23 protein-coding genes, 2 tRNA genes and 1 riboswitch are annotated in these 24,680 nt (G+C 68.2%); of the genes, 11 read left to right on the top strand and 14 right to left on the bottom strand.

The window, feature by feature from the left end; translation table 11 throughout:
- Positions 1-13: 13 nt before the first annotated feature.
- The gene (locus ABD255_RS15015; RefSeq protein WP_344214124.1) at positions 14-1,108 is read right to left on the bottom strand and encodes a Gfo/Idh/MocA family protein; all 1,095 of its coding nucleotides are present in this window, start codon (positions 1,106-1,108) and stop codon (positions 14-16) included.
- Positions 1,109-1,178: 70 nt separating this feature from the next.
- Here ABD255_RS15015 and ABD255_RS15010 point away from each other — a divergent pair, with 70 nt between their 5' ends.
- Positions 1,179-2,327, top strand: a complete 1,149-nt coding sequence (locus ABD255_RS15010) for an ROK family protein (protein ID WP_344214122.1) — start codon at positions 1,179-1,181, stop codon at positions 2,325-2,327.
- Position 2,328: 1 nt separating this feature from the next.
- Here the strand turns inward: ABD255_RS15010 and ABD255_RS15005 are convergent, their stop codons facing one another.
- The gene (locus ABD255_RS15005; protein ID WP_344214120.1) at positions 2,329-3,156 is read right to left on the bottom strand and encodes an alpha/beta fold hydrolase; all 828 of its coding nucleotides are present in this window, start codon (positions 3,154-3,156) and stop codon (positions 2,329-2,331) included.
- 73 nt (positions 3,157-3,229) lie between these two features.
- Here ABD255_RS15005 and ABD255_RS15000 point away from each other — a divergent pair, with 73 nt between their 5' ends.
- Positions 3,230-3,844: a hypothetical protein gene (locus ABD255_RS15000; RefSeq protein ID WP_344214118.1), complete on the top strand. Its 615-nt coding sequence runs from the start codon at positions 3,230-3,232 to the stop codon at positions 3,842-3,844.
- Positions 3,845-3,848: 4 nt separating this feature from the next.
- On the opposite strand, the gene ABD255_RS14995 is transcribed toward ABD255_RS15000, so the two are convergent.
- Complete coding sequence (locus ABD255_RS14995; RefSeq protein WP_344214116.1) at positions 3,849-4,853, bottom strand: NAD(P)H-dependent glycerol-3-phosphate dehydrogenase; 1,005 nt, start codon at positions 4,851-4,853, stop codon at positions 3,849-3,851.
- Positions 4,850-5,656, bottom strand: a complete 807-nt coding sequence (locus ABD255_RS14990) for a lysophospholipid acyltransferase family protein (protein WP_344214114.1) — start codon at positions 5,654-5,656, stop codon at positions 4,850-4,852. Before ABD255_RS14990 ends, ABD255_RS14995 begins: the two co-directional genes overlap by 4 nt.
- A gap of 16 nt (positions 5,657-5,672) precedes the next feature.
- On the opposite strand from ABD255_RS14990, the gene cofC reads away from it, so the two are divergent.
- A complete protein-coding gene (gene cofC / locus ABD255_RS14985) occupies positions 5,673-6,344 on the top strand; it encodes a 2-phospho-L-lactate guanylyltransferase (RefSeq protein ID WP_344214112.1) in 672 nt (223 codons plus the stop codon).
- A 20-nt stretch (positions 6,345-6,364) separates the two neighbouring features.
- Positions 6,365-6,571, top strand: a complete 207-nt coding sequence (locus ABD255_RS14980; RefSeq protein ID WP_344214110.1) for a hypothetical protein — start codon at positions 6,365-6,367, stop codon at positions 6,569-6,571.
- A gap of 182 nt (positions 6,572-6,753) precedes the next feature.
- Here ABD255_RS14980 and ABD255_RS14975 read toward each other — a convergent pair whose 3' ends face one another.
- The 5 genes from ABD255_RS14975 to leuC all read right to left on the bottom strand — a co-directional run bounded on the left by ABD255_RS14975 (position 6,754) and on the right by leuC (position 11,341).
- Positions 6,754-7,329, bottom strand: coding sequence for an HU family DNA-binding protein (locus ABD255_RS14975; RefSeq protein WP_344214108.1), 576 nt, complete (start codon positions 7,327-7,329; stop codon positions 6,754-6,756).
- 225 nt (positions 7,330-7,554) lie between these two features.
- Positions 7,555-7,740, bottom strand: coding sequence for a hypothetical protein (locus ABD255_RS14970; protein WP_344214105.1), 186 nt, complete (start codon positions 7,738-7,740; stop codon positions 7,555-7,557).
- Positions 7,741-7,799: 59 nt separating this feature from the next.
- Positions 7,800-8,966, bottom strand: coding sequence for a magnesium/cobalt transporter CorA (corA, locus tag ABD255_RS14965; RefSeq protein ID WP_344214103.1), 1,167 nt, complete (start codon positions 8,964-8,966; stop codon positions 7,800-7,802).
- Positions 8,967-9,303: 337 nt separating this feature from the next.
- Complete coding sequence (leuD, locus tag ABD255_RS14960) at positions 9,304-9,903, bottom strand: 3-isopropylmalate dehydratase small subunit (protein WP_344214101.1); 600 nt, start codon at positions 9,901-9,903, stop codon at positions 9,304-9,306.
- Positions 9,904-9,916: 13 nt separating this feature from the next.
- Complete coding sequence (leuC, locus tag ABD255_RS14955; RefSeq protein ID WP_344214099.1) at positions 9,917-11,341, bottom strand: 3-isopropylmalate dehydratase large subunit; 1,425 nt, start codon at positions 11,339-11,341, stop codon at positions 9,917-9,919.
- 140 nt (positions 11,342-11,481) lie between these two features.
- On the opposite strand from leuC, the gene ABD255_RS14950 reads away from it, so the two are divergent.
- On the top strand, positions 11,482-12,201 hold the full coding sequence (locus ABD255_RS14950) for an IclR family transcriptional regulator (RefSeq protein WP_012922430.1): 720 nt from the start codon (positions 11,482-11,484) through the stop codon (positions 12,199-12,201).
- 191 nt (positions 12,202-12,392) lie between these two features.
- Here ABD255_RS14950 and ABD255_RS14945 read toward each other — a convergent pair.
- The 5 genes from ABD255_RS14945 to ABD255_RS14925 form a co-directional block, all read right to left on the bottom strand.
- Positions 12,393-12,468, bottom strand: a tRNA-Glu gene (locus tag ABD255_RS14945).
- Positions 12,469-12,548: 80 nt separating this feature from the next.
- Positions 12,549-12,620, bottom strand: a tRNA-Gln gene (locus ABD255_RS14940).
- A 116-nt stretch (positions 12,621-12,736) separates the two neighbouring features.
- Positions 12,737-13,666: a CPBP family intramembrane glutamic endopeptidase gene (locus ABD255_RS14935; protein WP_344214097.1), complete on the bottom strand. Its 930-nt coding sequence runs from the start codon at positions 13,664-13,666 to the stop codon at positions 12,737-12,739.
- A gap of 5 nt (positions 13,667-13,671) precedes the next feature.
- Positions 13,672-15,222, bottom strand: coding sequence for a glutamate--tRNA ligase (gene gltX, locus ABD255_RS14930; protein ID WP_344214095.1), 1,551 nt, complete (start codon positions 15,220-15,222; stop codon positions 13,672-13,674).
- Positions 15,215-16,003: a fumarylacetoacetate hydrolase family protein gene (locus tag ABD255_RS14925; protein WP_344214094.1), complete on the bottom strand. Its 789-nt coding sequence runs from the start codon at positions 16,001-16,003 to the stop codon at positions 15,215-15,217. Before ABD255_RS14925 ends, gltX begins: the two co-directional genes overlap by 8 nt.
- A 70-nt stretch (positions 16,004-16,073) precedes the next feature.
- Between ABD255_RS14925 and ABD255_RS14920 the strand changes: the two genes are divergently transcribed.
- The 6 genes from ABD255_RS14920 (at position 16,074) to ABD255_RS14895 (ending at position 24,610) form a co-directional block, all read left to right on the top strand.
- Positions 16,074-16,565, top strand: coding sequence for a GNAT family N-acetyltransferase (locus tag ABD255_RS14920; RefSeq protein ID WP_344214093.1), 492 nt, complete (start codon positions 16,074-16,076; stop codon positions 16,563-16,565).
- On the top strand, positions 16,562-17,422 hold the full coding sequence (locus ABD255_RS14915; RefSeq protein WP_344214091.1) for a 3-methyladenine DNA glycosylase: 861 nt from the start codon (positions 16,562-16,564) through the stop codon (positions 17,420-17,422). Before ABD255_RS14920 ends, ABD255_RS14915 begins: the two co-directional genes overlap by 4 nt.
- A gap of 14 nt (positions 17,423-17,436) precedes the next feature.
- The gene (locus ABD255_RS14910) at positions 17,437-18,717 is read left to right on the top strand and encodes a Fic family protein (RefSeq protein WP_344214089.1); all 1,281 of its coding nucleotides are present in this window, start codon (positions 17,437-17,439) and stop codon (positions 18,715-18,717) included.
- Positions 18,718-18,792: 75 nt separating this feature from the next.
- The gene (locus tag ABD255_RS14905; RefSeq protein ID WP_344214087.1) at positions 18,793-19,374 is read left to right on the top strand and encodes a DinB family protein; all 582 of its coding nucleotides are present in this window, start codon (positions 18,793-18,795) and stop codon (positions 19,372-19,374) included.
- Positions 19,375-19,594: 220 nt separating this feature from the next.
- Positions 19,595-19,711: riboswitch (cobalamin riboswitch) on the top strand.
- A 181-nt stretch (positions 19,712-19,892) separates the two neighbouring features.
- On the top strand, positions 19,893-23,558 hold the full coding sequence (locus ABD255_RS14900) for a ribonucleoside-diphosphate reductase subunit alpha (RefSeq protein ID WP_344214085.1): 3,666 nt from the start codon (positions 19,893-19,895) through the stop codon (positions 23,556-23,558).
- Complete coding sequence (locus tag ABD255_RS14895; RefSeq protein ID WP_344214084.1) at positions 23,555-24,610, top strand: ribonucleotide-diphosphate reductase subunit beta; 1,056 nt, start codon at positions 23,555-23,557, stop codon at positions 24,608-24,610. Before ABD255_RS14900 ends, ABD255_RS14895 begins: the two co-directional genes overlap by 4 nt.
- The last annotated feature ends 70 nt before the right edge of the window (positions 24,611-24,680 follow it).

The following is a 24,680-nucleotide window of genomic DNA, read 5'->3' as shown; positions in this document are numbered from 1 at the left end:
CTCCTCGGGGGTTTCAGTTCTCGACAGTGGTCCAGGCGCCGTCCGCGGCAGCAGACCGCAGTACGGCGTCAACGAGACGGGCGGAACGGGCACCGGCGGCGAAGTCGGGCAGACCGTCCGGGTGGTCGCCGTCCAGCACGGCCGCGTAGGTATCGGCGACGAACGAGTCGAAGGCGTCCTGGTAGCCCTGGGCGTGGCCGGCGGGCAACCGGTTCACCCGGGCGGCCGGTGGGCTCAAGGTGTCCGGATCGCGGGTGAGCAACTGGCTCGCCGCGCGCCGCCCGACCCACAACCGGTCCGGGTCCTCCTGGTCGAACCCGAAGCTCGACTCGGTCCCGGAGACCTCCAGGTACAGGCGGTTCTTGCGGCCGGCGGCGACCTGGCTCACGACCACCGTGCCGACGACGCCGCTCGCAGTACGGAACTGGGCGGTCGCAAGATCTTCAGTCCGTACTGCGACCCCGCCGCGGGTGGCGCGGATGGTGCGGGTCTGGGCACTCACGTCGGCGATCTGGTCGCCGGTGACGAACTCGGTCAGGTCGCACCAGTGCGAGCCGATGTCGGCGAACGTCCGCGACGGGCCGCCGGACTCGTCGTCGACGCGCCAGTTCTGGTCGTTCTCCCCCGCGAGCCAGTCCTGCAGGTAACTGCCGTGCAGGCTGGTGATCTGCCCGGCCTCGCCCTCGGCGATCCGGGTCCGCAACTCGCGCACCATCGGGTGGTAGCGGTAGACGAACGGAACGGTAGCGACCAGTCCCGCCTCCGTCGCCGCCGCGAGCAACCCGGTCGCGTCCTTCGCGGACGTCGCGAGCGGCTTCTCGCAGATGACGTGCTTGCCGGCTTCGAGGGCCCGCAGCGTCACCGGCAGGTGCGTGTTGTTCGGAGTACAGACGTGGATGACGTCGAGGTCCGCGGCGAGCAGGTCGTCGAGGGTCGCGAAGCCCTGCTCGGCGCCGGTCGCCTCGGCCGCGGCGGCCGCGCGCTCGGGGCTGGAACCGATCGCGCCCACCACCTGCGCCCCCGCGACCAGGGCGGACCTGCCGTGCACGCGGCCCATGAAGCCGCCGCCGACGATGCCGATCCTGAGCTTTCGCGTTCTGGTGGACATGACCGCGACGCTATGTGAGACTTTTGATTCCTGTCAAGCAAAAGACCGGCGACGAACGGCGGAAGTCCTGATGGCAGAAGATCTCGGTACCACGGCCGCCGGCGCGGCCCCCGTACTGCGGCTGCTCCTGGACGGGCAACCGCGCACCCGCAACGAACTGATGGACCTCACCGGCCTGGCCCGGTCCACCGTCACCGGCCGGCTGGAAACCCTGCTGGCGCTGGAGTTCGTGGTCCCGCACGGCGAGGCGGCCTCCACCGGCGGACGGCCGCCCGCACGCTTCCGCTTCAACCCCGCCGCCCGACTGGTGCTGGCGGCCGACGTCGGCGCGACCCACCTGACCGTCGCGCTCGCTGACCTCACCGGCGAGATCGTCGACTCCGTCACCGTCCCGCAGAACATTGCCGACGGCCCCGAAGTCGTGCTGACCGCCCTCGCCGAGCACGCCCGGGCGCTGCTCCGCCGGACCGGCAGCACGATGGACAGACTGGCCGGCACCGGTATCGGCCTGCCCGGCCCGGTCGAGCACCTCACCGGCCGGCCGAACCACCCACCGATCATGCCCGGCTGGGACTCGTACGACGTCGTCAGCCGGATCGCCGCCGAGTTCCCCGGACCGGTGCTGGTCGACAACGACGTCAACATCATGGCGCTCGGCGAGCACGCCACGCAGTACGCCGATGTCGAGCACCTGCTCTTCGTCAAGGTCGCCACCGGCATCGGCGCCGGCGTGATCAGCGGCGGCCGGCTCCATCGTGGCGCGCAGGGCGCGGCCGGCGACATCGGCCACATCCAGGCCCCCGGCCACACCGAACTCTGCCGCTGCGGCAACACCGGCTGCCTCGAGGCGGTCGCCTCGGCTTCGGCGATCGCCGCCCACCTTCGGCAAGCCGGCCTCGAACCGAAGAGCAGTCTCGACGTGGTCGAGTTGGTGCGGGCCGGCAACACGGCGGCGACTCAGGCCGTCCGCCAGGCAGGCCGCGAGATCGGCACCGTGCTCGCGGCCTGCGTCAGCTTGCTGAACCCGTCGGTGATCGTGATCGGCGGATCACTCTCGCAGGCAGGCGACAGTCTGCTGGCCGGGATCCGCGAAGCGATCTATGCCAGATCCTTGCCCTTGGCCACCACCGAGCTACGGGTGGTGCCGTCCCAGACAGGCCAGCAGGCCGCCATCCGGGGCGCGGCAGCGATGGTGCTGCAGCACGCCCTGGGTTTGTGAGTCACCCCAGGAACGCGGCGGCGGTAGCCACGAAGCGAGTGGGGTCGTCGATCCAGGGATAGTGTCCCGCGCCCGGCTGGACCACGAACGTGGCATCGGGGAACAGCGCCGCGAAGTCGGCCACCGACCGAGGAGGACTGTTCAGGTCGAACTCCCCCACCAGCAGCAGGACCGGAGCCTTGCAGTCCGCAAGCGCCGTCCGCGTGGCCTCCGGGGTGAAGGCGCCCTCGGACCCAAAGAGAGCGACAGCTTCCGGATTGCTCGGCCGACTGGCCGCCTGGTGCTTCTGCGCCGCCTCGTCCCACCGACCCCAGAAGAAGGGATCGATGGCGTTCCAATCGGTGCCCGTGCCCTCGGTGATCGCCTCCAGAGCAGCGAACGCCGCCGGGAACCACGGCTCGTTCCGCCGAAGGTGCGCGAGTTCTCGTCGCATCTCCCCGGTGATCTCGATACCGACAGCCCGACTCCCCGGGCCGATCAAGGCGAGCTTGCCGACGTACTCCGGAAACCGGGCCACGTACTGCGTCGCGAGGTTCGCGCCGCCGGAGTGAGCCAGCAGGTCCATCCGGGCCAGCCCGAGGTGTTCGCGGAACGCCTCGACATCGTCGACCAGGCGATCGCAGCGATAGGAAGCGGTGTCCTCGGGAACCGCGGAACCGCCCGTACCGCGTAGATCCAAGGCGATCAGCCGGCGATGGGCCGAGAGCCCGCCGAGACCGCCGAGGTACCGAGAGTCGGCAGGACCTCCGGCGATGCAGATCAGCGGGTCGCCGCTCCCTTCGACGCGATAGGCGAGTTGGGTTCCGTCGGGCGCGGAGAAGATAGGCATGCAGGGATCCTGACATTTATAACCGGGTTATACAACCTGGTTATATCCGTCCCTCCCGTGTATAACCGAGCCTGTGGCGACTCTGACCGAAGAGCAGGCCGAGCGGATGCTCGCCGAGATGAACGAGGTCATCCGCGCCGGTGAGGAGATGCGGAAGCTCCGGGCCGAACTGATCACGGTGTTCGCGGGCTTCGGCTGGGGCCAGGACAGGATCGCCCGGATCACCGACGTCAGCCAGCCCGCCGTGTCCAAGCAACTGGCGAAGCGGCGGACGGACGACCCGCCGGCCCCGATGGATCTCGAACTCGATCAGCGAGACACCCCGTGGCTCGAGGGTCGCCTGTGGGGTCTTGCGGAGGAGATCTCGGAGCGCTTCCTCGAGAGCGCTCGCTGCACCCCCTTCGTCACAGCGATCGCGAGGGGCAAGAAGCGATTCACCCCCCGGACCGTCGACGAGTTGCGTCGACTGGTCGAAGAGGACCTGCGGCTGCACCGGACCCAGTTGCCCGGCACCTGCCGGGCAGCGTACGACCAGATCAGCCGCGGTCTCGACCTTGCGACGAAAGCCGGCAAAGCCACCAAGCCGGTCGGCTCGGCCTCCGTACGCCGCGCCCTTGCCCGCCAACTCCAGCGCGATCAACTCCAGCGCGATCAGCTCAAGGGCGATCAGCTCAAGGGCGACAGCTGACCGGCTAGCCCCAGCGCTCGGACTTGGCTGAGCGGGAGACGAGGCTGAAGAGCATGTCCTTCGGGGTCATCTCTCCGGCGACCACCTTCGTGACGTGCTCCGCGATCGGCATCTCGACGTCGTGGTGGTGGGCGAGTTCCGAGATCGACGCGCAGGACTTCACGCCTTCGGCGACCTGACGGGTGGCTCCGGCGATCTCCGCCACCGTCATTCCCTGGCCGAGCTTCTCCCCGAACGTCCGGTTGCGGGACAGCGGCGACGAGCAGGTCGCGACCAGGTCGCCGAGTCCGGCCAGGCCCGAGAACGTGTGCTCGTCGGCGCCCAGCGCAGTACCGAGGCGGGCGGTCTCGACCAGGCCGCGGGTGATGACGGAGGCCCGCGCGTTGTCGCCGAAGCCCAGGCCCACGGCCATGCCGACGGCGAGAGCGATCACGTTCTTGGTGGCGCCGCCGAGCTCGCAGCCGATCACGTCGGTGTTCGTGTACGGACGGAAGGTCGGCGAGTGGCAGAGCTTCTGCAGCCGGGCGGCGGTGCCCTCGTCGGCGCAGGCGACGACGGCCGCGGCGGGCTGGCCCTCGGCGATCTCGCGCGCCAGGTTCGGACCCGAGACGACCGCGATCCGCTCCGGCCCGGCGCCGGTGATCTCGGCGATCACCTCGCTCATCCGCTTTGTCGTGCCGACCTCGACACCCTTCATCAAGCTCACCAGCGGTACTGCGGACGGCAGCGCCTCGGCCCAGTCCTTCAGGTTGTCCCGCAGCGACTGACTCGGCACGGCCAGCACGATCGCCTCGGCACCCTCGGCCGCGGCGTACGGGTCATGGGTTGCGGTGATAGCGTCCGGGAGGCGCAGGCCGGGCAGGTAGTCCGGGTTCTCGTGCCGCGTGTTGATCGCTTCGCACAGCGATTCACGGCGGCCCCAGACGGACACCTGGTTGCCGGCCTGGGCCAGGACAGTGGCGAACGCGGTCCCCCAGGAACCGGCGCCGAACACCGCAACTTTGGTCATCGAGTCTCCTCATCCTCACGGTTGTTCTCCACAGCCCGCTCCTTGCGCAGGTCGAACAACTCCTTCGGCGGAGTCTCCCCACGCAGTACGCCGAGCTCGTCGGCGACCCGGTGCATGATCACCTCGGTTGCCTCGTGCAACAGCTCGTTGGTGATCGGCCGGCCCTCGAACGCGCTCAGGTCGACCGGTTCGCCGGCGATCACCCGCATCGTCTTGCGCGGCAGCAACCGGATCTTCAGGCCGCCGTACGACGCGAAAACCTCCTGCGCGCCCCAGTTCGCGATCGGGATCACCGGGCAGCCGGTCATCAACGCGATCCGGGCGGCTCCGGTCTTGCCCGTCATCGGCCAGCCGTCCGGGTCACGGGTGATGGTGCCCTCGGGATAGACGCCGACGCACTCGCCCTGCTCCACCGCGGCGACGGCGGCGCGGAACGCGTCCGCGGCCTCGGCCGAGTCGCGGTACACCGGGATCTGTCCGGCGCTGGTGATGATCCGGCCGGCGATCGGGAGCTTGAACAGCGACGCCTTGCCGAGCAGCCGCGGGATCCGGCGGCACTCCCAGACGTACAGGCCGAGCACGAACGGGTCGAAGTGCGAGATGTGGTTCGTGACGAACACCATCCCGCCGGTCCGCGGCACGTTCTGCTGGCCGCAGAAGTCCTGCTTGGTCCAGATCAGCAGGAACGGTTTGACGATGGCGACCACCAGGCCGAACCAGAAACCCCGCCGTGGCCGGGGCCCCCGGGTGGTGCTTCGGCCGCTCACTGCTGCCTCCTGGTCGTCGTCACTGCCATCGGTCATGGAAGAATCTTGCCTGATGGCAGACCTACAGGTCGCTCCCTGGACCCTGGTGATCCCGGTGAAGCGCACGGCGATCGCGAAGAGCCGGCTCGCTGCCGCCTACCCGCAGCACCGTCCCGAGCTCGCGCGTGCCTTCGCAGTCGACACTACTGCGGCGGCACTGGAGTCTCCCCTGGTTCGGGCTGTCTTGGTAGTCACCGACGATCCGGTGGTCTCCGCGGACGTCGCGGCCCTCGGCGCCCGGGTGATTCCAGACCTGCTGGAGGCGGGGCTCAACGGCGCGCTCGAGCACGGTGCGGCCATCGCGGCGAGGGAGTTCCCCGAGGCAGGCATTGTTGCTCTCTCGGCCGACCTGCCGGCGTTGCGTCCTGCCGAGCTCACTGCGGCGCTGGCCGTCTGCACAGCCGCCCGCAGCTTCGTGATCGACCAGCCAGGGACCGGTACGACGATGCTCGCCGCCGCGGCCGGTGTTGCCCTGGATCCGCGGTTCGGGGTCGGTTCCGCACTAGCCCACCAGGCATCCGGCGCTGTGCCGATCGAGCTGATGGCGATCGAGTCGCTGCGGCGCGACGTCGACACCGCGGCGGACCTGGCGCACGCAGTACAGCTTGGTGTGGGTCCGCGGACGGCTGACGTGATGTCGTTGGTGCTCGGCGCCGCAACGGGTTCCGAAGGCCTGGCCTGCTGACGATCGGCTAACGTGACGCCATGCAAGCCACGGTGAGCCGCTACGACGAAGAAACCCGTTCCGGCGCGGTGCTGACGGACCGCGGCGTCGAACTGCCCTTCACCGCCGAAGCCCTGACCCGTACTCCGGTGCGCCTGCTCCGCCTCGGTCAGCGGGTCCGTCTCGACACCACCGGCTCCGGCGCCACGCTCGCGATCACCGGCATCCACTTCATCACCCTGCCCTGACGCCGCCCTCACCCCGCGCTGTCCTCACCCCGCGCTGCGCTGGCAGCGCGAAGGCCTGGCAGCGCGAAGGCCGGGCAGCGCGAAGACCCGGCAGCGCGAAGGCCGGGCACGGCGAAGGCCGGTCGCCCCTGGAGTGGGGTGACCGGCCTTCGCTGGTGTTACTGGTGCCGCAATGCCGAAGGTCAGCGAGCTGCGCGCTTCGCCGGAGCCTTCTTGGCGGGGGCCTTCTTGGCCGGCGCCTTCTTGGCAACGGTCTTGGCCGGAGCCTTCTTGGCAACGGTCTTCTTCGCCGCCGCCTTGGCCGGGGCCTTCTTGGCCGGAGCCTTCTTGGCAACGGTCTTCGTCGCCGCTGCCTTGGCCGGAGCCTTCTTGGCGGTGGTCTTGGTCGCGGCGGCCTTGGCCGGCGCGGCCTTCTTGGCCGGAGCGGCTGCCTTGGTGGCGGCGGCCGGCTTCGGAGCAACCAGCTTCGGCAGCTTCTTCGCACCGGAGACAACGGCCTTCAGCTCCGCACCGGCACGGAACTTCGGAACCACGGTCTTCTTGGCGCGCTTGGTCTCGCCGGTCCGCGGGTTGCGGACCATGCGGGCACCGCGCTCGATGGCCTCGAAGGCACCGAACCCGGTGATGGCGACCTTGCCGCCCTTCTTGGTCAGCTCGCGCTGGACGGTGTCGATCACCGACTCCAGGGCGTGCTGGGCCGAACGGCGATTTCCGTCGAAGTGCACTGCGAGCGCTTCGACCAACTGGCTCTTGTTCACTGTCTTCCCTCCGTGAACGATGGCGTCGAGCACAGCGCTCGATCTTCCGTGAACGTTATGGACTGTTCGGCGTGTTCACAAACACCAACGCGGCAATTCGGCCTTGTTTCAGGCAATTTGGGCCTCCAAGGGCCGAGAATCGCCCCCGAACCGGTCCCCGAATCCCTTCAGAGCAACGAACCGGCGACCAACGGTGACCCCGGCCACAGTCGGTCGAGGGCCTCGTCAGTGCCCTTTGCCACGCAGCGATCGGACTCCGGACCGGGCCGTGTCGAGCCCCCGGGTCACCGCGCTGTCGCCCTTACGTGCCTTCAGGGACTGGCTCACCTTGCCCAGCAGCCACTCCAGCAGGGGCACCGCGATCGCCAGCGCCGCCCACATGATCAGCCGCCGCCGCAGGAACAACCACATGCTGTTCGCCTCCTTGATCGATTGGCCTCGAAGACCAGTGCCCGTGGGGCAAACCCGGCTCAGAGCCAGCCGCGGCGTTTGAAGACCAGGTGCAGACCGACGCAGACCATCGCCATCATCCCGATCGCGAACGGGTAGCCGTACTTCCAGTGCTGTTCGGGCATCACGTCGAAGTTCATCCCGTAGACGGTGCCGATCAGCGTCGGGGCGAACAGGATCGCCGCCCACGCGGAGATCCGCTTCACCTCTTCGTTCTGGTCGTTGCTGGCGACGGTGAGGCTCTTCATCTCCTCGTTCTGCTGCTGGGCGACCAGCGTCGCGTTCACCGTCAGGATGTCCCGGAGCAGTTCGCGGAAGGCGTCCACCCGCTCGACGACCTGGGTGACGTGGTCGGCCACGTCGCGCAGGGAACGCTGCAGTTCCTCGTCAACGCCGTACTTGTCGAAGCCCGCGCGGAGCGCGTCGAGCATGCCGACCAGCGGCCGGGTCGCGCGCTGGAACTCGATCACCTCGCGGGACAGTTCGTAGATGCGCCGCGACACCTTCGGGTCGCCACGGAACACCTCGGTCTCGATCTCGTCGATGTCGTTCTCGAGGCCGGCGACCACCGGCGCGTACCCGTCGACGACCTTGTCCATGATCGCGTAGAGAACCGCCTCGGTCCCCCGGCGCAACAACTCGGGATCGCGTTCGACCCGGCGCCGTACGGCGGCCAGGTTCGGCGCCTCGGCATGCCGGACCGTCACCACGAAGTCCGGGCCGACGAACACGTGCACCTCGCCGAACTCGACCTCCTCGGTCGCGTCCCGGTAGCGCGCCGCCTTCAGGACGACGAACAGGGTGTCGCCGTAGCGCTCCAGCTTCGGCCGCTGGTGGGCCTGGATCGCGTCCTCGATCGCCAGTTCGTGCAGGTCGAACTCCTGCGCCAGCGAGGTCAGTTCACGCCGGTCCGGCCGGTACAGGCCGATCCAGGCAAGGCTTTTCGGGGACTCGTGCAGCACCTGGTAGGTCTCGGCCAGCGACTCCGGTGAGGCGACCCGGGCGCCGTCGCAGTAGATCGCGCTGTCGACGACGCTGTGGCCGTTGGGCTTCGGGCCGACCGGTGTGGCCGGCTTCTGCTCGATCGGGGCAGGGGCGGCCGGACCACCGGCGTACCGGCGGGCGGCGGCGCGAAGCGAAGGGGTGCGGCTGAAGGCACGGAGCGTGCGGATGCGCAGGTCGGACATGAGTCCTCCAGGTGCGAGGTGTGGGGAGAAAGCGGGCAGCATCTGCCCGGCCCCCGCGACTCAGACGTCGCGCCCTGCGCCGCAGACCACCCCACGCGACCGCGTCGGGATGACCTGACCTGGAAGAGGATTCAGCGCCTCAAGGCCGAGCGAGATCGGTATGTCTGGAGGGTTCGCTGCTCATGGCGCCCCACCTCCAAGATCTCGTAAGCCTTGTGCTGACAACTTCAGAAGGATAACACCAGAGTTATCGCCCTGATGTGCGAAGTGTTACCCGCGGAAAAACAGCTGTGGCCGGAAGGGACGCTTCCGGCCACAGCTGCTGGAGTTGGAGCCGCTACGCCTTGGCCGGCAAGGTGGCGGGCTTGAAGGACGGCCGGGTCGCTTCGTAGGCAGCGATGTCGTCGGCGTGCGACAAGGTGATGCCGACGTCGTCGAGGCCGTTCAGCAACCGGTAGCGGGTGTAGTCGTCGATCTCGAACGGCGCGGAGACGTCGCCGGCCGAGATCGTCTTGTTCTCCAGGTCGACCGTCACCTTGGTGCCGGGGTCGTTCTCGACCGTGGTCCAGAGTTGCTCGACCACGTCCTGCTCGACCAGCGCGGCCAGCAGGCCGGCCTTGCCGGAGTTGCCGCGGAAGATGTCGCCGAACCGGGAGCACACGACCACCCGGAACCCGTAGTCCAGCAGGGCCCAGACCGCGTGCTCACGCGACGAGCCGGTACCGAAGTCCGGTCCGGCCACGAGCACCGAGACACCGTCGTACTCGGGCTGGTTCAGCACGAAGGCGGGGTCGTTGCGCCAGGCGGCGAACAGGCCGTCCTCGAAGCCGGTGCGGGTGACCCGCTTCAGGTAGACCGCCGGGATGATCTGGTCGGTGTCGACGTTGCTGCGCCGCAGCGGGGCCGCGGTGCCGATGTGCTGGGTGAAGGCTTCCATGATTCCTTTGTCCTCAGGCGTTCGCAGGTACGGCGACCGGCGGCAGATCGGCCGGTGCGGCGAGGGTTCCGGTGACGGCGGTGGCGGCGGCGACCAGCGGCGAGACCAGGTGCGTCCGGCCACCCTTGCCCTGGCGTCCTTCGAAGTTCCGGTTGGAGGTCGAGGCGCTCCGCTCACCCGGAGCCAACTGGTCCGGGTTCATGCCCAGGCACATCGAGCAGCCCGCTCCACGCCACTCGGCGCCGGCGTCCTTGAAGATCACGTCCAGGCCCTCGGCCTCGGCCTGCAGCAGCACCCGGCCGGAGCCCGGCACGACGAGCATCCGGGTGCCATCGGCAACCTTCCGCCCGGCCAGTACGCCGGCGGCCGCGCGCAGGTCCTCGATCCGGCCGTTGGTGCAGGAGCCGAGGAACACCGTGTCGACCCGGACCTCGCGCATCGGCGTACCGGCGGTGAGGCCCATGTAGGTCAGCGCCCGCTCGGCGGCGACCTTGTCGTTCTCGTTGTCGAAGTCGTCCGGCGACGGCACGGTGGCCGACAGCGGCACGCCCTGGCCCGGGTTCGTTCCCCAGGTGACGAACGGGGCGACGTCCTCGGCCCGCAGTACGACCTCGCGGTCGAAGGTGGCGTCCTCGTCGGTCGCCAGGCTCTTCCAGTACTCGACCGCCGCTTCCCAGTCGACGCCCTGCGGCGCGTGCGGCTTGTCCTTCAGGTAGGCGAAGGTGGTCTCGTCCGGCGCGATCAGGCCGGCCTTCGCGCCCCACTCGATCGACATGTTGCAGATCGTCATCCGGGCTTCCATCGACAGTGCGCGGATCGCCTCGCCGCGGTACTCCACGATGTAGCCCTGGCCGCCGCCGGTACCGACCTGCGCGATCAGCGAGAGCACCAGGTCCTTGGCCGAGACGCCGTCCGGCAGTACGCCGTCGACGGTGACCGCCATCGTCTTCGGGCGGGCCTGCATCAGGGTCTGGGTGGCGAGCACGTGCTCGACCTCGCTGGTCCCGATGCCGAACGCGATCGCGCCGAAGGCACCGTGGGTGGAGGTGTGGCTGTCACCGCAGACCACGGTCATGCCCGGCTGGGTCAGCCCCAACTGCGGGCCGATCACGTGCACGACACCCTGGTCCGGGTCACCCAGGGTGTGGATCCGGATGCCGAACTCCTCGGCGTTCTTGCGCAGCGTGTCCACCTGCGTGCGCGACACCAGGTCGGCGATCGGCTTGCCCACGTCCAGGGTCGGGACGTTGTGGTCCTCGGTGGCGATGGTCAGGTCCGGACGGCGCACCTGCCGGCCGGCCAGCCGGAGGCCGTCGAAGGCCTGCGGACTGGTGACTTCGTGCACCAGGTGGAGGTCGATGTAGAGGAGGTCGGGCTCTCCGTCGGCATGGCGCACGACGTGCGCATCCCAGACCTTTTCCGACAACGTCCTACCCATCAGACTTCTCCTCCTTGAGACTCAACCCGCTCCACCACCCCAGTCAGGGCCTGTGGTGTGCTTCACCTTTGCCAACAGTGCGCCGGATTCGGCTCGATCTGCGACTTGCGTTCCACGATTCGAGACGGCAATATCGTCTCATGGACAACTCTAGCGGAGTCGGCGTTCTCGACAAAGCAGCTCTCGTTCTGTCCGCACTCGAGTCCGGGCCGGCGACCCTGGCCGGGCTGGTGGCGGCGACGGGACTGGCCCGCCCGACGGCGCACCGGCTGGCCGTCGCGCTCGAGCACCATCGGCTGGTGGGTCGGGACATGCAAGGACGGTTCGTGCTCGGACCGCGACTCAGCGAGTTGGCCTCGGCGGCCGGCGAGGACCGGCTGCTGGCGACCGCTGGACCGGTGCTGGCGCGGCTGCGTGACATCACGGGTGAGTCCGCTCAGCTGTTCCGGCGCCAGGGCGAGTACCGCGTCTGCGTCGCGGCCGCCGAGCGTCCGTCGGGTCTGCGGGACACGGTTCCGGTCGGCAGCCAGCTGACCATGGCTGCCGGGTCGGCCGCTCAAATACTGCTTGCCTGGGAGGACCCGGAGCGGATGCACCGCGGCCTCCACAACGCCACCTTCAACGCGGCTGCCCTGGCCGGCGTACGCCGCCGCGGCTGGGCGCACTCCGTCGGCGAACGTGAGCAGGGTGTCGCCTCGGTGTCGGCGCCGGTCCGCTCCCCCTCCGGCAAGGTGATCGCCGCGGTGTCCGTCTCGGGCCCGATCGAACGCCTCTCCCGTCAGCCCGGCCGCATGCACGCCCCCGCCGTCATGGCCGCCGCCGAACGCCTCTCCGAAGCCCTCCGCCGAGCCTCCGAGTAGCCGCCAGTTGTCCCACAAGCCCGAGCTGTCCTGAAGCCCGCCGCACCCCGCGGCGGGCTTCTTCTTTTCCTGCGAGCTTGCTCGCGTGCTCATCCGGGCAGGCGGGTCGGCGATGCGCAGACCTTCACCGGAGAACCAAAAAGTCTGGAAACCAGAAGCGCCTCTCACCTGGTGGTGAGAGGCGCTTTCTCTGGTAGCCCCGACGGGATTCGAACCCGCGCTACCGCCTTGAGAGGGCGGCGTGCTAGGCCGCTACACAACGGGGCCAGAGGTTGTTGCTCGATCCTTGCGGGCCGGGCAACGAGGATGAACTGTACCGACTTTCATCGGTGCGGTCCAATCGCTCGCTGGGGTACTAGGACTCGAACCTAGACTAACTGAACCAGAATCAGACGGGCTGCCAATTACCCCATACCCCAAGGCATTTCTCTGCGATTGTGAGTTCGTTTCCTCCCTCACAACCTGGCCCGCTGAGCCTACCCGAGCACCCCCTCAGATTCCAAAACGAGGGTCCTCGGCGGCGTTGTCACTCCCGTCACACCAGCCTCTTGCCTGGCATCGGAGCGGCGACCAGAGGAAGGTCGCAGGTGGTCGCCAGTCGCTGCTTGCGAGCCATCAGTACGGCGATCGCTCCGAAGGCCACGAACTTCACCACATCGACCGCCACGAGCGACCAGGGCGCGTCCGTGGCACCGAGGCTGTCGCCCACGCTGTCGGTCAGCGCGGCATAGACGAACGTGATCACGTTGTTGGCCGCGTGCGCCGCGATGGAGGCCTCCAGACCGCCTGTCAGGACGACGAGCATCCCCGCCACCATGCCGAACGCGAACCGGTCCAGGAAGAGCGCCGGGCTCTCCCACGGCCAGACCCCGTGCGCCATCGTGAAGAGCACGGTGGTGACGAGCACCGCCACCAGCGAACTGCGCACCAACGCACCGACGGCCTGCAACAGGTACCCGCGGAAGAAGTACTCCTCCCCCGCGGCCTGGAACGTCGATGTCAGCAACGTGATGGCGATCACCGCCGCCGCGTCGTTGGCGATCCCGCCGCCGTCACCCAGGAGGTCGACCCCGGCGACCTTGATGACGCCCAGCATCACCAACTCGAGCAGCACCGCGGCGCCGGCGAACAACGCGAGCGGACGCCAGCGCAGCTTGCCGATCACCGATGAAAGCAACCCAGGCGCCTGCCTGTTCAGCTTCCTGGCGACCAGGATGCTGAGCGGGATCAGCACCACCAGCGACAGGTTCGTGGCCAGCAGCCCGAGCCACGAGACCGTGCCCTCCGGATCCGCCCGGATCGCCTGCTGGGTGCCCAGGATCAGCAGGCTGGCCATGAACCAGCCGGCCAGGATGGTGAACGCGCCGAGCACCGGCGTCCACCTGGCCGTCACCGGGTTCCGCAGCAACCGGTGGTACGGCTGCGGACCGGTGTCGCGCGGGTCGATCGCAGTACCGGACGACATCGGGGTCAGTCCGTCGGCAGCGTGGCGCGGGCCTGCTCCAGCCGGTGCAGCGAGCGCTCCCGGCCGAGCAGTTCCAGCGACTCGAACAGCGGCGGCGAGATCCGGCGGCCGGAGATCGCCACCCGGACCGGGCCGAACGCGTTCTTCGGCTTCAGCCCGAGGCCTTCGATCAGCGAGGTCCGCAGTGCCTGCTCGATCGCCTCGGTGGTCCAGTCACCCAGCCCCGACAGCGCCTTCGAGGTCGCCTCCAGTACTGCGCCGGCATCGCCGGTCAGCACCTTCGCGGCCGCGTCCGGGTCGATCGTGAACGCCTCGTCCGGCACGAACAGGAAGCCGAGCATGTCGGGCGCCTCGGACAGCGTGTTCATCCGCTCCTGGACCAGCGGCACCGCGGCGGCCAGTACGGCGCGCTGCTCGTCCGACGGCTCGGCCGGCAGCACGCCGGTCTTCGCCAGGTACGGCACCACCCGGTTCGCGAAATCCGCGGGGTCGAGCAGCCGCATGTGCGACGCGTTGATCGCCTCGCACTTCTTCGGGTCGAAACGGGCCGCGTTCGCGTTCACCTTGCGGATGTCGAACGCCTTGATCATCTCGTCCATGGTGAACACGTCGCGGTCGTCCGCGATCGACCAGCCGAGCAGCGCCAGGTAGTTCAGCAGGCCCTCGGGCAGGAAGCCGCGCTCCATGTACTCGCCGAGGCCGGAGCCCGGATCGCGCTTGGACAGCTTCTTGTTGCCCTCGCCCATCACGAACGGCAGGTGCCCGAACATCGGCGTCCGGCCGGGGCCCACACCGATTTCGGCCAGCGCCTCGTACAGGGCGATCTGGCGAGGCGTCGACGACAGCAGGTCCTCACCGCGGAGTACGTGGGTGATCTGCATCAGCGCGTCGTCGACGGGGTTCACCAGCGGGTAGAGCGGGTGGCCGTTGGCGCGGACGAGCACGTAGTCGCCGAGGTTCTCCGGCAGGAAGGTGATCTCGCCGCGGACCAGGTCGTCGAAGGTGATCGGCCGGTCGGGCATCCGCAGCCGGACGACCGGGCGCCGGCCTTCGTCGATGTACGCCTGCACCTGCTCGGGGGTGAGCGAACGGCAGTGGCCGTCGTACCCGCTGTGCTGCCCGGCGCTCCGAGCGGCCTCACGGCGCTGCTCGAGTTCCTCCTGGGAGCAGTAGCAGTGGTACGCCTTGCCGGCGGCGAGCAGCTTCGCCACGACGTCGGCGTAGATGTCCATCCGCTCGGACTGCAGGTACGGCCCGTACTCGCCGCCTACCTCCGGGCCCTCGTCCCAGGTCAGGCCGAGCCAGCGCAGCGAGTCCAGCGTGTACTGCAGTGCCTCGGGGGTGTTGCGGGCGGTGTCGGTGTCCTCGATCCGCAGTACCAGCTTGCCGCCGTAGTGCCGGGCGAAGGCCCAGTTGAACAACGCGCTGCGGATGTTGCCGACCGTCAGCAGCCCGGTCGGCGACGGGGGGAAGCGGACCCGTACCTGGTTCGGTTCCAGGCCCCCGAGAACACTGCCGTCGTCGGCGGAGGAAGCAGCGGCAGCCCTGTCAGTCACGCACGATCACCTTGTTCGTCAGAGTTCCGAGTCCTTCGATGCTGATCGCGACCTCGTCACCGGGCAGCATCGGGCCGACACCCGCGGGGGTACCGGTGAGCACCACGTCGCCGGGCAGCAACGTGGTGAAGGAGGTGATGTAGGCCAGCACCTCCGGGATGTCGAAGATGAACTGCGAGGTCCGCCCGTCCTGCTTCGGCTCGCCGTTCAACGTGGTGGTGACCCGGACGTCGGACACGTCCAGCTCGGTGCTGATCCACGGGCCGAGCGGACAGAACGTGTCGTAGCCCTTGGCCCGGGCCCACTGCCCGTCGCTCTTCTGCAGGTCGCGGGCCGTCACGTCGTTGGCCACGGTGTAACCGAAGATGACCTCGTTCACCCGCTCCTTGGGCAGGTCGCGGCAGATCCGGCCGATCACGATCGCCAGCTCGCCCTCGAACTGCAGGTCGTTGGTCTGCTCGGGGTAGACGATGCCGTCCCGCGGGCCGATCACCGAGGTGTTCGGCTTCAGGAAGATCATCGGCTCCTTCGGCACCTCGTTGCCCAGCTCCGCGGCGTGCGCGGCGTAGTTGCGCCCGACGCAGACCACCTTGCTGCGCGGGATCACCGGGGCCAGCAGCCGGACGTCAGCCAGTTGCAGCTGCTCCCCGGTGAACTGGACCGGGCGGTAGAGCGGGTCCGAGTCGAGCACGGCGACGGTCCCGACGAGCCCCTCGGGGTCGTCGGTCTCGACGACGCCGTACTTGGGTTCGTCGTCCACGGAGAATCTGGCGATACGCACTTGCGGCCTTTGCTCAAGTCAGGGGATGAACGGCCCCGAGCCTACCGCCGTGCCGGGGTGAGACAGTTACATGGTGACGACTGACATCCGCCTGGCCCGGCCCGCGGAGTACGACCAGGTGGGCGAGCTGACCGCCGAGGCCTATGACAACGACGGCTTCATCCCCGCGGGTTCCGACTACGGACTCACGCTGCGCAACGCCGCCGACCGGGCCGCCAAGGCCGAGCTCTGGGTCGCCGCCGACGCTACCGGGCTGCTCGGCACCGTCACGTTCTGTGTCCCCGGCTCGGTCTACGGCGAACTCGGCCGCGACGGCGAAGGCGAGTTCCGGATGCTCGGCGTCGCCGCCAGGGCCCGTGGGCTGGGCATCGGTACTGCGCTGTCGCGGCACTGCGTCGACCGCAGCCGCGAACTGGGTTTCCACCGGGTGGTCCTGTCGAGCGCGACCTACATGGCCCCCGCCCACCGCATCTACGAACGCCTCGGCTTCACCCGCCTCCCCGAACGCGACTGGTCCCCCCGCCCCGGCGTAGACCTGTACGCCTTCGCCCTGGACCTGTGAACGTCACTCTCGAGCCTGCCGAGTGGGAGCCGCTCCAGACCGCCCACGTTGAGCGGGTCGACAACTTGCTGGCGGATCATCTGGAGCGCCGGCGGCGCCGGGAGAAGCATCCGGTGGAGGACTTCCTCTTCACCTACTACCCGACCCGCCCGAAGCAGCTGCGCGTCTGGCATCCCGGCCCCGGAATCCGCCTGCTCGGCGGGGCGCAGTACGAGGGGAAGCGCGGTTACCTGTACTCCGACGGCGCCGCGCAGCTGGACCCGGCCGAGATCTCGCGCCGCTCCGACTCCATCACCTGGATCAGGCAGTTGCTAGCGGCAACCACAACCCGCCAGCCCCAGTTCGGCTGTTTCGGCCTGCACGAGTGGGCGATGGTCTACCAGACCGACGACATCCGCCACGACTGGCCCCTTCGCCTGGGCTCCACCGGCACCGACCAGGTCGTCGAGTCCCACAAGATCGCCTGCTCCCACTTCGACGCCTTCCGCTTCTTCACCACCCCCGCGCGCCCACTCAACGTCCTGCAGCCCACCCGAGAGTCCCAACCCGCGCTGGAACAAGGCGGCTGCCTCCACGCCAACATGGACCTCTACAAATGGGCCTCCAAGCTGATGCCCTTCACCCCCAGCACCCTGGTCCTGGACTGCTTCGAACTGGCCCGCGACATCCGCACCCTCGACATGCGCGCCTCCCCGTACGACTTCCAATCCCTCGGCTACGACCCGATCCCCATCGAAACCCCCGCCGGCAAAGCGCAGTACGCCGCCACCCAACGCACCTTCGCCGACCGAGCCCGCCCGCTCCGCCTCCAACTCATCGAACTCTGCGACCAACTCTTGTTCAAGGTTGCTGGATAAGCTTGAATAAGTAGATGGCGCGGGTCGAGTTACACCGGTGGCCGGGACAGCCTGACGGGTTCACCCGGGCTGAGCGGCTGGGCGGGTCGTACGAGTTGTACTTCCCGGATCCCTTGGCGGGCCGGGAGTTCGACCTGAGCGATGAGGTGCTGGCCGCGTTGGAGGATGCGGCCGGGGACCTTGCGCGACTGGATGCTACGGCCGCGGTGCTGACCAACAGCGAGGCGCTGGCTCGGTTGTTGCTGCGGGCCGAGGCCGTAGGGTCGTCCCAGATCGAGGGCCTGGTCGTCGGGGCTCGGCGGTTGCTGAAGGCTGAGGCGTTGCGGGACAGCGCGCGGAATCACGACGTGACGGCCGAGGAGGTTCTCGGGGCCGTCGACGCGCTGGTGTGGGTGACCGAGTCCGTGCGGATCGGGGACAAACTCGAGGTCGAGCATCTGCTGGAAGCGCATCGGCGGTTGATGGCGCACTCGCCGAATCCGGAGTTCAGCGGCGAGGTGCGGTACCTGCAGAACTGGATCGGTGGCCGCTCCCCCGCCGAGGCGTACTACGTGCCGCCGCCGGCGCAACTGGTCCCCGAACTGCTCGAGGACCTGATGACCTTCGTCCGGGAATCACCCCTGCCGGTACTGGCGAAGACCGGGATCGCGCACGCCCAGTTCGAGACGATCCACCCGTTTGCCGACGGCAACGGCCGGACCGGTCGGGCGCTGATCCACCTGATCCTGCGGGCCGAGGGACTCGTCGAGCGCAGCGTCCCGCCGGTGTCGCTGTCACTCGCCACGCACGCTACGCAGTACGTCGAAGCGCTGACCGCGTTCCGGCACACCGGCAAGGCGACCAACCAGCGGGCGCGGGTGGCCGCCAACGAGTGGCTGCTGATGTTCGCGACGGCGTGCAGCCATGCCACCGCCGAGGCGGCTCGCTTCGAGCGGACCGCGGCGGGACTCAAGACCGCGTGGCGGGAGCGGGCCAAACCCGTCCGGACCGGCTCCGCCGTCGACCTGCTGATCGAGACCCTCCCGGCAGCGCCCGTACTGACGCTCGCCGCCGCGGCCGGGCTGATCGGCAGGTCGCAGCAGGCCGCCAACCAGGCACTCGCCCGACTGACCGCCGCGGGCGTGCTTCGCGAGGTCACGGACGGCCGCCGCAACCGCGTCTACGAGGCGCCGGAACTGATCGACGCCTTCACCCTGCTGGAACGCCGCTTCGCCAGCCCGGCGGCGGACACCCGGATCGAACCACCTAGCAGACCAGTCCCTTCGACGCCATCACCGACACACCAGCGCAGTTGACTTCCTCCTCCCTCGCGTTGAACAATTCGAACATATGTTCGAGGCGCGATCAAACGGGGAGTGTGAGGAACTGTGATGCCGGAGCCGTTCGACTGGGACATCCTGCAGCGGCCGTCAGCGATGGCGATGGTGCGAGGACAGCTCGGCTTCAGCTGGATGGTGCTGTCCGGGCGATTGGCGGCGCTGACCGACGAGGAGTACTTCTGGCGCCCGAGCAGTGAGGCGCTGACGGTGGTCCGGCGGCAGTACGCGGGGCGGTTCAGGTCATTGGGGTCGGGTGAGTGGGTCGCGCAGTGGCCGGATGAGCCGGATCATCGCGGGCCGCGGACGATCGCGTGGCTGATCGCGCATCTGACCGAGACCTTCTTCGAGCGTTGGGAGTGGACCTTCGGTGAAAGCCGGCAGGGGCGGGCTGACATCACCCTGCACGGCAACGCCCGGGATGCGGTCGCGTGGCTGGCGCACTGGGTCGAGGCCTGGCAGCAGTCGATCGCCGGGCTCGACGAGCAAGAGGTGATGACGGTCGGCCTGAGCCAGGCGACCGAACTCGACGCGGCCGAGCCGTTCGGTCATGTCATCCTGCGCCTCAACCGCGAACTCATCCACCACGGCTCCGAGATCATGACGCTGCAGGACCTGCACGCCTTGGCCGCCTGAGCAGGCGACCTCTTCCAGCCGACTCGCACCACCCGATCACCGACCACCCGCACCACCGATCACCGACCACCCGTGGCCGGCTCGGACCCCGATCGCCTGGCCGCCGGGGCGCGCGCTCCATCCACCGCTCAGGAGAGCGCCCCGGTGGTCAGGTCTGCCCGTAGACACAAGATGTGCGACACGCGGCGCGTCTTGCCACAAGATGTGGTGGTCGGCGGCTTAGGCTCGTCCTACTGGTGGTCAGGGGAATCCGGTGGAAATCCGGGGCTGCCCCGCAGCGGTCAGCGGGGAAACGTGCTCCGTGAGCCCGAATACCTGCCATCAGTGCGTGTGCCGCCGGCGCACGCTGTCCGAGGCCTCGAGGGCGGGCCGCAGGGCGAGACAGGAGCACATCAGCAAGACCGCGGGCGCCGGCCCAGGTCAGGCCGGAAGCGCGCAGGTCTCTGGTTCGTGCTGCCGTCTTGTCGTGCGCCGCTCATGGTCCCGGTCGTCAAGAGACTCGCGTGGAGAGAGCGCTTGTGACCATCGTTTCGCCCACCCAACCGACAACAGCCCACCCGACATCACCCCTACCGACATCCGCCCAGCCGAGGAAGGCAGCCGAGACGAAGGCTCCCCACCCGGTCCAGCTCACCGTCCGCGCCGCCGACGGCGGCAGCGTGCCGTTGGACCTGGAGCGCTTGCGCGTGATCGTCGGCGAGGCGGCCGCCGGGCTCGAGTCGGTCGACTCCGAGCTGATCCTGACCGAGGCCCTCGGCTCCTGCTACGACGGCATCACCCAGCCCGAGGTCGAGCTCGCGCTGGTGATGGCCGCCCGCGCGAACGTCGAGACCGAACCGGAGTACAGCTTCGCCGCCAGCAGGTTGCTGCTGGACCAGATCCGCCGCGAGACCCTCGGCCGCGTACACGGCGAGCCCCGTCAGGCGATCCAGGCCGACATGACCACGGCGTACGTCGACTACTTCCCGCGCTACCTCGAGGTCGGCATCGAGGCCGGACTGCTCGACCCGGAGTTGGCCACCTTCGACCTGGCCAAGCTGGCCCGAGCGATCAAGCCCGAACGGGACCTGAACTTCAACTTCCTCGGCCTGCAAACCCTGTACGACCGCTATCTGCTGCACATCGACAAGGTCCGCTTCGAGCTCCCCCAGGCGTTCTTCCTCCGCGTCGCGATGGGAATCGCACTCAAGGAGGACAACCGCGAGGACCGGGCAATCGAGTTCTACGAGCTGCTCAGCTCGTTCCGCTTCATGTCGTCGACGCCGACGCTGTTCAACGCCGGCACGACCAGGCCCCAGCTGTCGTCCTGCTTCCTGACCACCGTCGAGGACGACCTCGCCGGCATCTTCACCGGCATCCGCAACAACGCGCTGCTGGCGAAGTACTCCGGGGGCCTGGGCAACGACTGGACCCCGGTCCGCGGCATCGGCGCCAAGATCCGTGGCACCAACGGCGAGTCCCAGGGCGTCGTCCCGTTCCTCAAGATCGCCAACGACACCGCCGTGGCGGTCAATCAGTGTTTTGCTCCGGAGACTCTCGTGTACACCGCGACCGGCGCGACGGCGATCCGCGGGATCACCGTGGGCGACCTGGTGCTCGGTGCGAGTGGTCGCTACCGCGAGGTCACGAAGACGTTCACGTACGACCAGCACGACCCGATGGTGGAGGTCGACGTCAAGCATTCGATCGAGCCGCTCACGGTCACCGCCGGTCATCCGCTCTACGCGATTCAAGGCGTACCGATGGAGCAGAGCAACGAGCGCACCCTCGAGTGGCTCGCGAAGAAGAAGGTCCAGGCGGCTTGGGTCGAGGCCGGGATGCTCAGCAAGGGTGACTACATCGGGCAGGTTGTCCCGAAAGAGGTCGTTCCGGTTCACGGTCTCACGGAGGAGGATGCCCGCCTCTACGGCATCCTTCTTGGTGACGGTCACCTGTCGAAGAACGGCAGCCAGTGGGGGGTGTCGGGCAACCCACAGCGCGACACTCACCTGTCGTTCGTGCGCGACTACCTCGCCGCTCGTGAGATTCACTTCTGGGAGACCAGTCGCGGTGATACCTACGCTCAGGTCCACTGGGCGGCTGGACGGGGCGCCAGAAGGGACCCGCGAACAGGACGTATCGTCGGTCCCGGCGAGGCGACCCTTCCGTTTGCCGGCGATGAGCTCTACGACGAACAACACCTGAAGCACATCGCCCGCCGGTTCGCTCATCTCCCTCCCGCCCAGACACGAGAGCTCATCCGCGGTCTCCTGGAAACCGATGGTGGGGTGTCACGTGGCAAGGAGATCTACTTCACGACCACCTCACGAAGACTCGCCGCCGGCTTGTGTTACCAGCTGCTCCGGCTCGGAATTCCCACCGCGGGGCAATACCGCGTCCGGGAAGGTCACCACGTCGGTCTGCGCTCCGACGGATCTCAAATCACCTTCTCGAAGCCCGTGCACGTGTTCGATCTCCGCATTCCCGCCGTGCCGGGAATCGCCGACCTCGTGGGCGCCGCCCCCATTCGGAAGTTCAACTGGATCGCACACGAAGGCATGGTCTTTTCGCGCGTGCGTCAGGTCCGCGTTACCCCGACGGCGCCAGTCGTGCACGACCTCGAAGTCGAGGTCGACGAGTCGTACATGACCAGCGCCGGCTTGGCTCACAACGGTGGAAAACGGAAGGGCGCGGTCTGCGCGTACCTGGAGACCTGGCACATCGATCTCGAGGAGTTCCTCGATCTGCGGAAGAACACCGGGGACGAGCGCCGCCGCACGCACGACATGAACACCGCGAACTGGGTACCGGACCTGTTCCTGCAGCGGGTCGAGGCCGACGGCGACTGGACGCTGTTCTCCCCCGACGAGGTCCCCGACCTCCACGATCTGTACGGCGCCGCGTTCGCCACGGCGTACGAGAACTACGAACGGGCCGCCGACCGCGGTGAGATCCGGGTGTTCCGCCGGGTCAAGGCGGTCGATCTCTGGCGCCGGATGCTGACCGTGCTCTTCGAGACCGGGCACCCCTGGATCACCTTCAAGGACGCGTGCAACCTGCGGTCGCCGCAGCAGCACGACGGCGTCGTCCACTCGTCCAACCTGTGCACCGAGATCACCCTGAACACCACCGTCGACGAGACCGCGGTCTGCAACCTCGGTTCGGTCAACCTGGTGGCCCACCTCACCGACACCGGCCTCGACGCGGACCTCCTCGAAAGCACCGTAATGACGGCCGTCCGGATGCTCGACAACGTGATCGACGTGAACTTCTACACCACGCCGGAATCGGAGCGCGCGAACCAGCGGCACCGCCCGGTTGGCCTCGGCCTGATGGGCTTTGCCGACGCGCTCCTCGCACTGCGGATCCCGTACGGCTCCGACGCCGCCGTCGATTTCGCCGACAGCTCGATGGAGCAGATCAGCTACCACGCGATCGCGGCGTCGAGCGACCTGGCGGCCGAGCGCGGCCGCTACCGGACGTACGACGGATCGCTGTGGAGCCAGGGAATCCTCCCGATCGACTCGGTCGAGCTGCTCCGCCAAGCGCGCGACGGCGACCTCACCGTTGACACCGGCAGCCGGCTCGACTGGGACGCGCTCCGCGCCAAGGTACGACGCGACGGGATGCGGAACTCCAACGTGCTCGCGATCGCGCCGACCGCGACGATCTCCAACATCTGCGGCGTGAGCCAGTCGATCGAGCCGATCTACCGCAACCTGTTCGTGAAGTCGAACATGTCCGGCGAGTTCACCGTCGCCAACCCGTACCTCGTCGCCGACCTCAAGGCCCGCGGACTCTGGGACCAGGCGATGGTGTCGGACCTGAAGTACCACGACGGGATCCTGTCCCAGCTCGAGCGGATTCCGGCCGACCTGCGGGACCTGTATGCGACCGCCTTCGAGCTGGACCCCAGCTGGCTGGTCAAGGCGGCGTCACGCCGGCAGAAGTGGCTCGACCAGTCGCAGTCGCTCAACCTCTACATGTCCGCGCCGTCCGGCAAGGCGCTCGACGAGCTCTACCGGTCGGCGTGGCGTCATGGCCTCAAGACGACTTATTACCTGCGTTCCCAGTCAGCCACTCACGTCGAGAAGTCCACTCTGCAGGGCACGGACGGCCGCCTGAACGCGGTACCGGTGGCACTACCCGAACCCACCGGCGCTGCCTGCTCGATCGAAGACCCGGATTGCGAGGCCTGTCAGTGACGACCACCGGACTGGGCGAGATCGCCCTCGGCGCCGGCCGCGTCGAGGTCGCCGACAAGGCGATGATCAACGCCCGCGCGGACGTGAACCAACTACTGCCGCTGAAGTACCAGTGGGCCTGGGACAAATACCTTGCCGGCTGCAACAACCACTGGATGCCCACCGAGGTCTCCATGCAGGCGGACATCGCGCTCTGGAAGAGCAAGGACGGCCTGACCGACGACGAGCGGCTGATGCTGAAGCGCAACCTCGGCTTCTTCGCCACCGCGGAGTCCCTGGTCGCGAACAACATCGTCCTCGCGGTCTACCGCCAACTCACCAACCCCGAGTGCCGGCAGTACCTGCTGCGCCAGGCGTTCGAGGAGGCCGTGCACACGCACACCTTCCAGTACATCTGTACTTCGCTCGGCCTCGACGAGGGCGAACTGTTCAACATGTACCGCGAGGTGCCGTCGATCTCCGACAAGGACGCCTGGGCCCTGAAGTACACCCAGCACCTGGAGGACCCGGACTTCCGCACCGGTACGCCAGAGGCCGACACCGACTTCCTCCGCGACCTGATCGCGTTCTACGTGGTCTTCGAGGGGATGTGGTTCTACACCGGCTTCGCGCAGATCCTGTCGCTCGGGCGGCGGAACAAGATGGTCGGGATCGCCGAGCAGTACCAGTACATCCTGCGCGACGAGTCGATCCACCTGAACTTCGGCATCGACTGCATCAACCAGATCAAGCTGGAGAATCCGCACCTGTGGACAGCCGCGTTCCAGGCCGAGGTGCGGCAGATGCTCACCGAGGCGTGTGAGCTCGAGGTCGCCTACGGCCGCGCGACGATGCCGAACGGCATGCTCGGCCTGACCGCTGACCTGTGCGAGCAGTACATGCACTTCGTCACCGACCGCCGCGCCGAGCAGATCGGGATCCAGCCGATCTTCGGCGAGACCCGCAACCCGTTCGGCTGGATGTCGGAGGTGATGGACCTGAAGAAGGAGAAGAACTTCTTCGAGACCCGGGTGATCGAGTACCAGACCGGCGGCGGCCTGAGCTGGGACTGACCTCCGGCCGGAAACTTGTTGGCGCGGCCAATGATTCTTGTTATCGTTGGCCGCACCAACAAATCTGCCC

The organism is Kribbella sancticallisti (genome assembly GCF_039530625.1).
GTDB classification, from domain to species: domain Bacteria; phylum Actinomycetota; class Actinomycetes; order Propionibacteriales; family Kribbellaceae; genus Kribbella; species Kribbella sancticallisti.
Note: the sequence above shows the minus strand (reverse complement) of the source record. Positions and strands in the feature narration are given on the sequence as shown.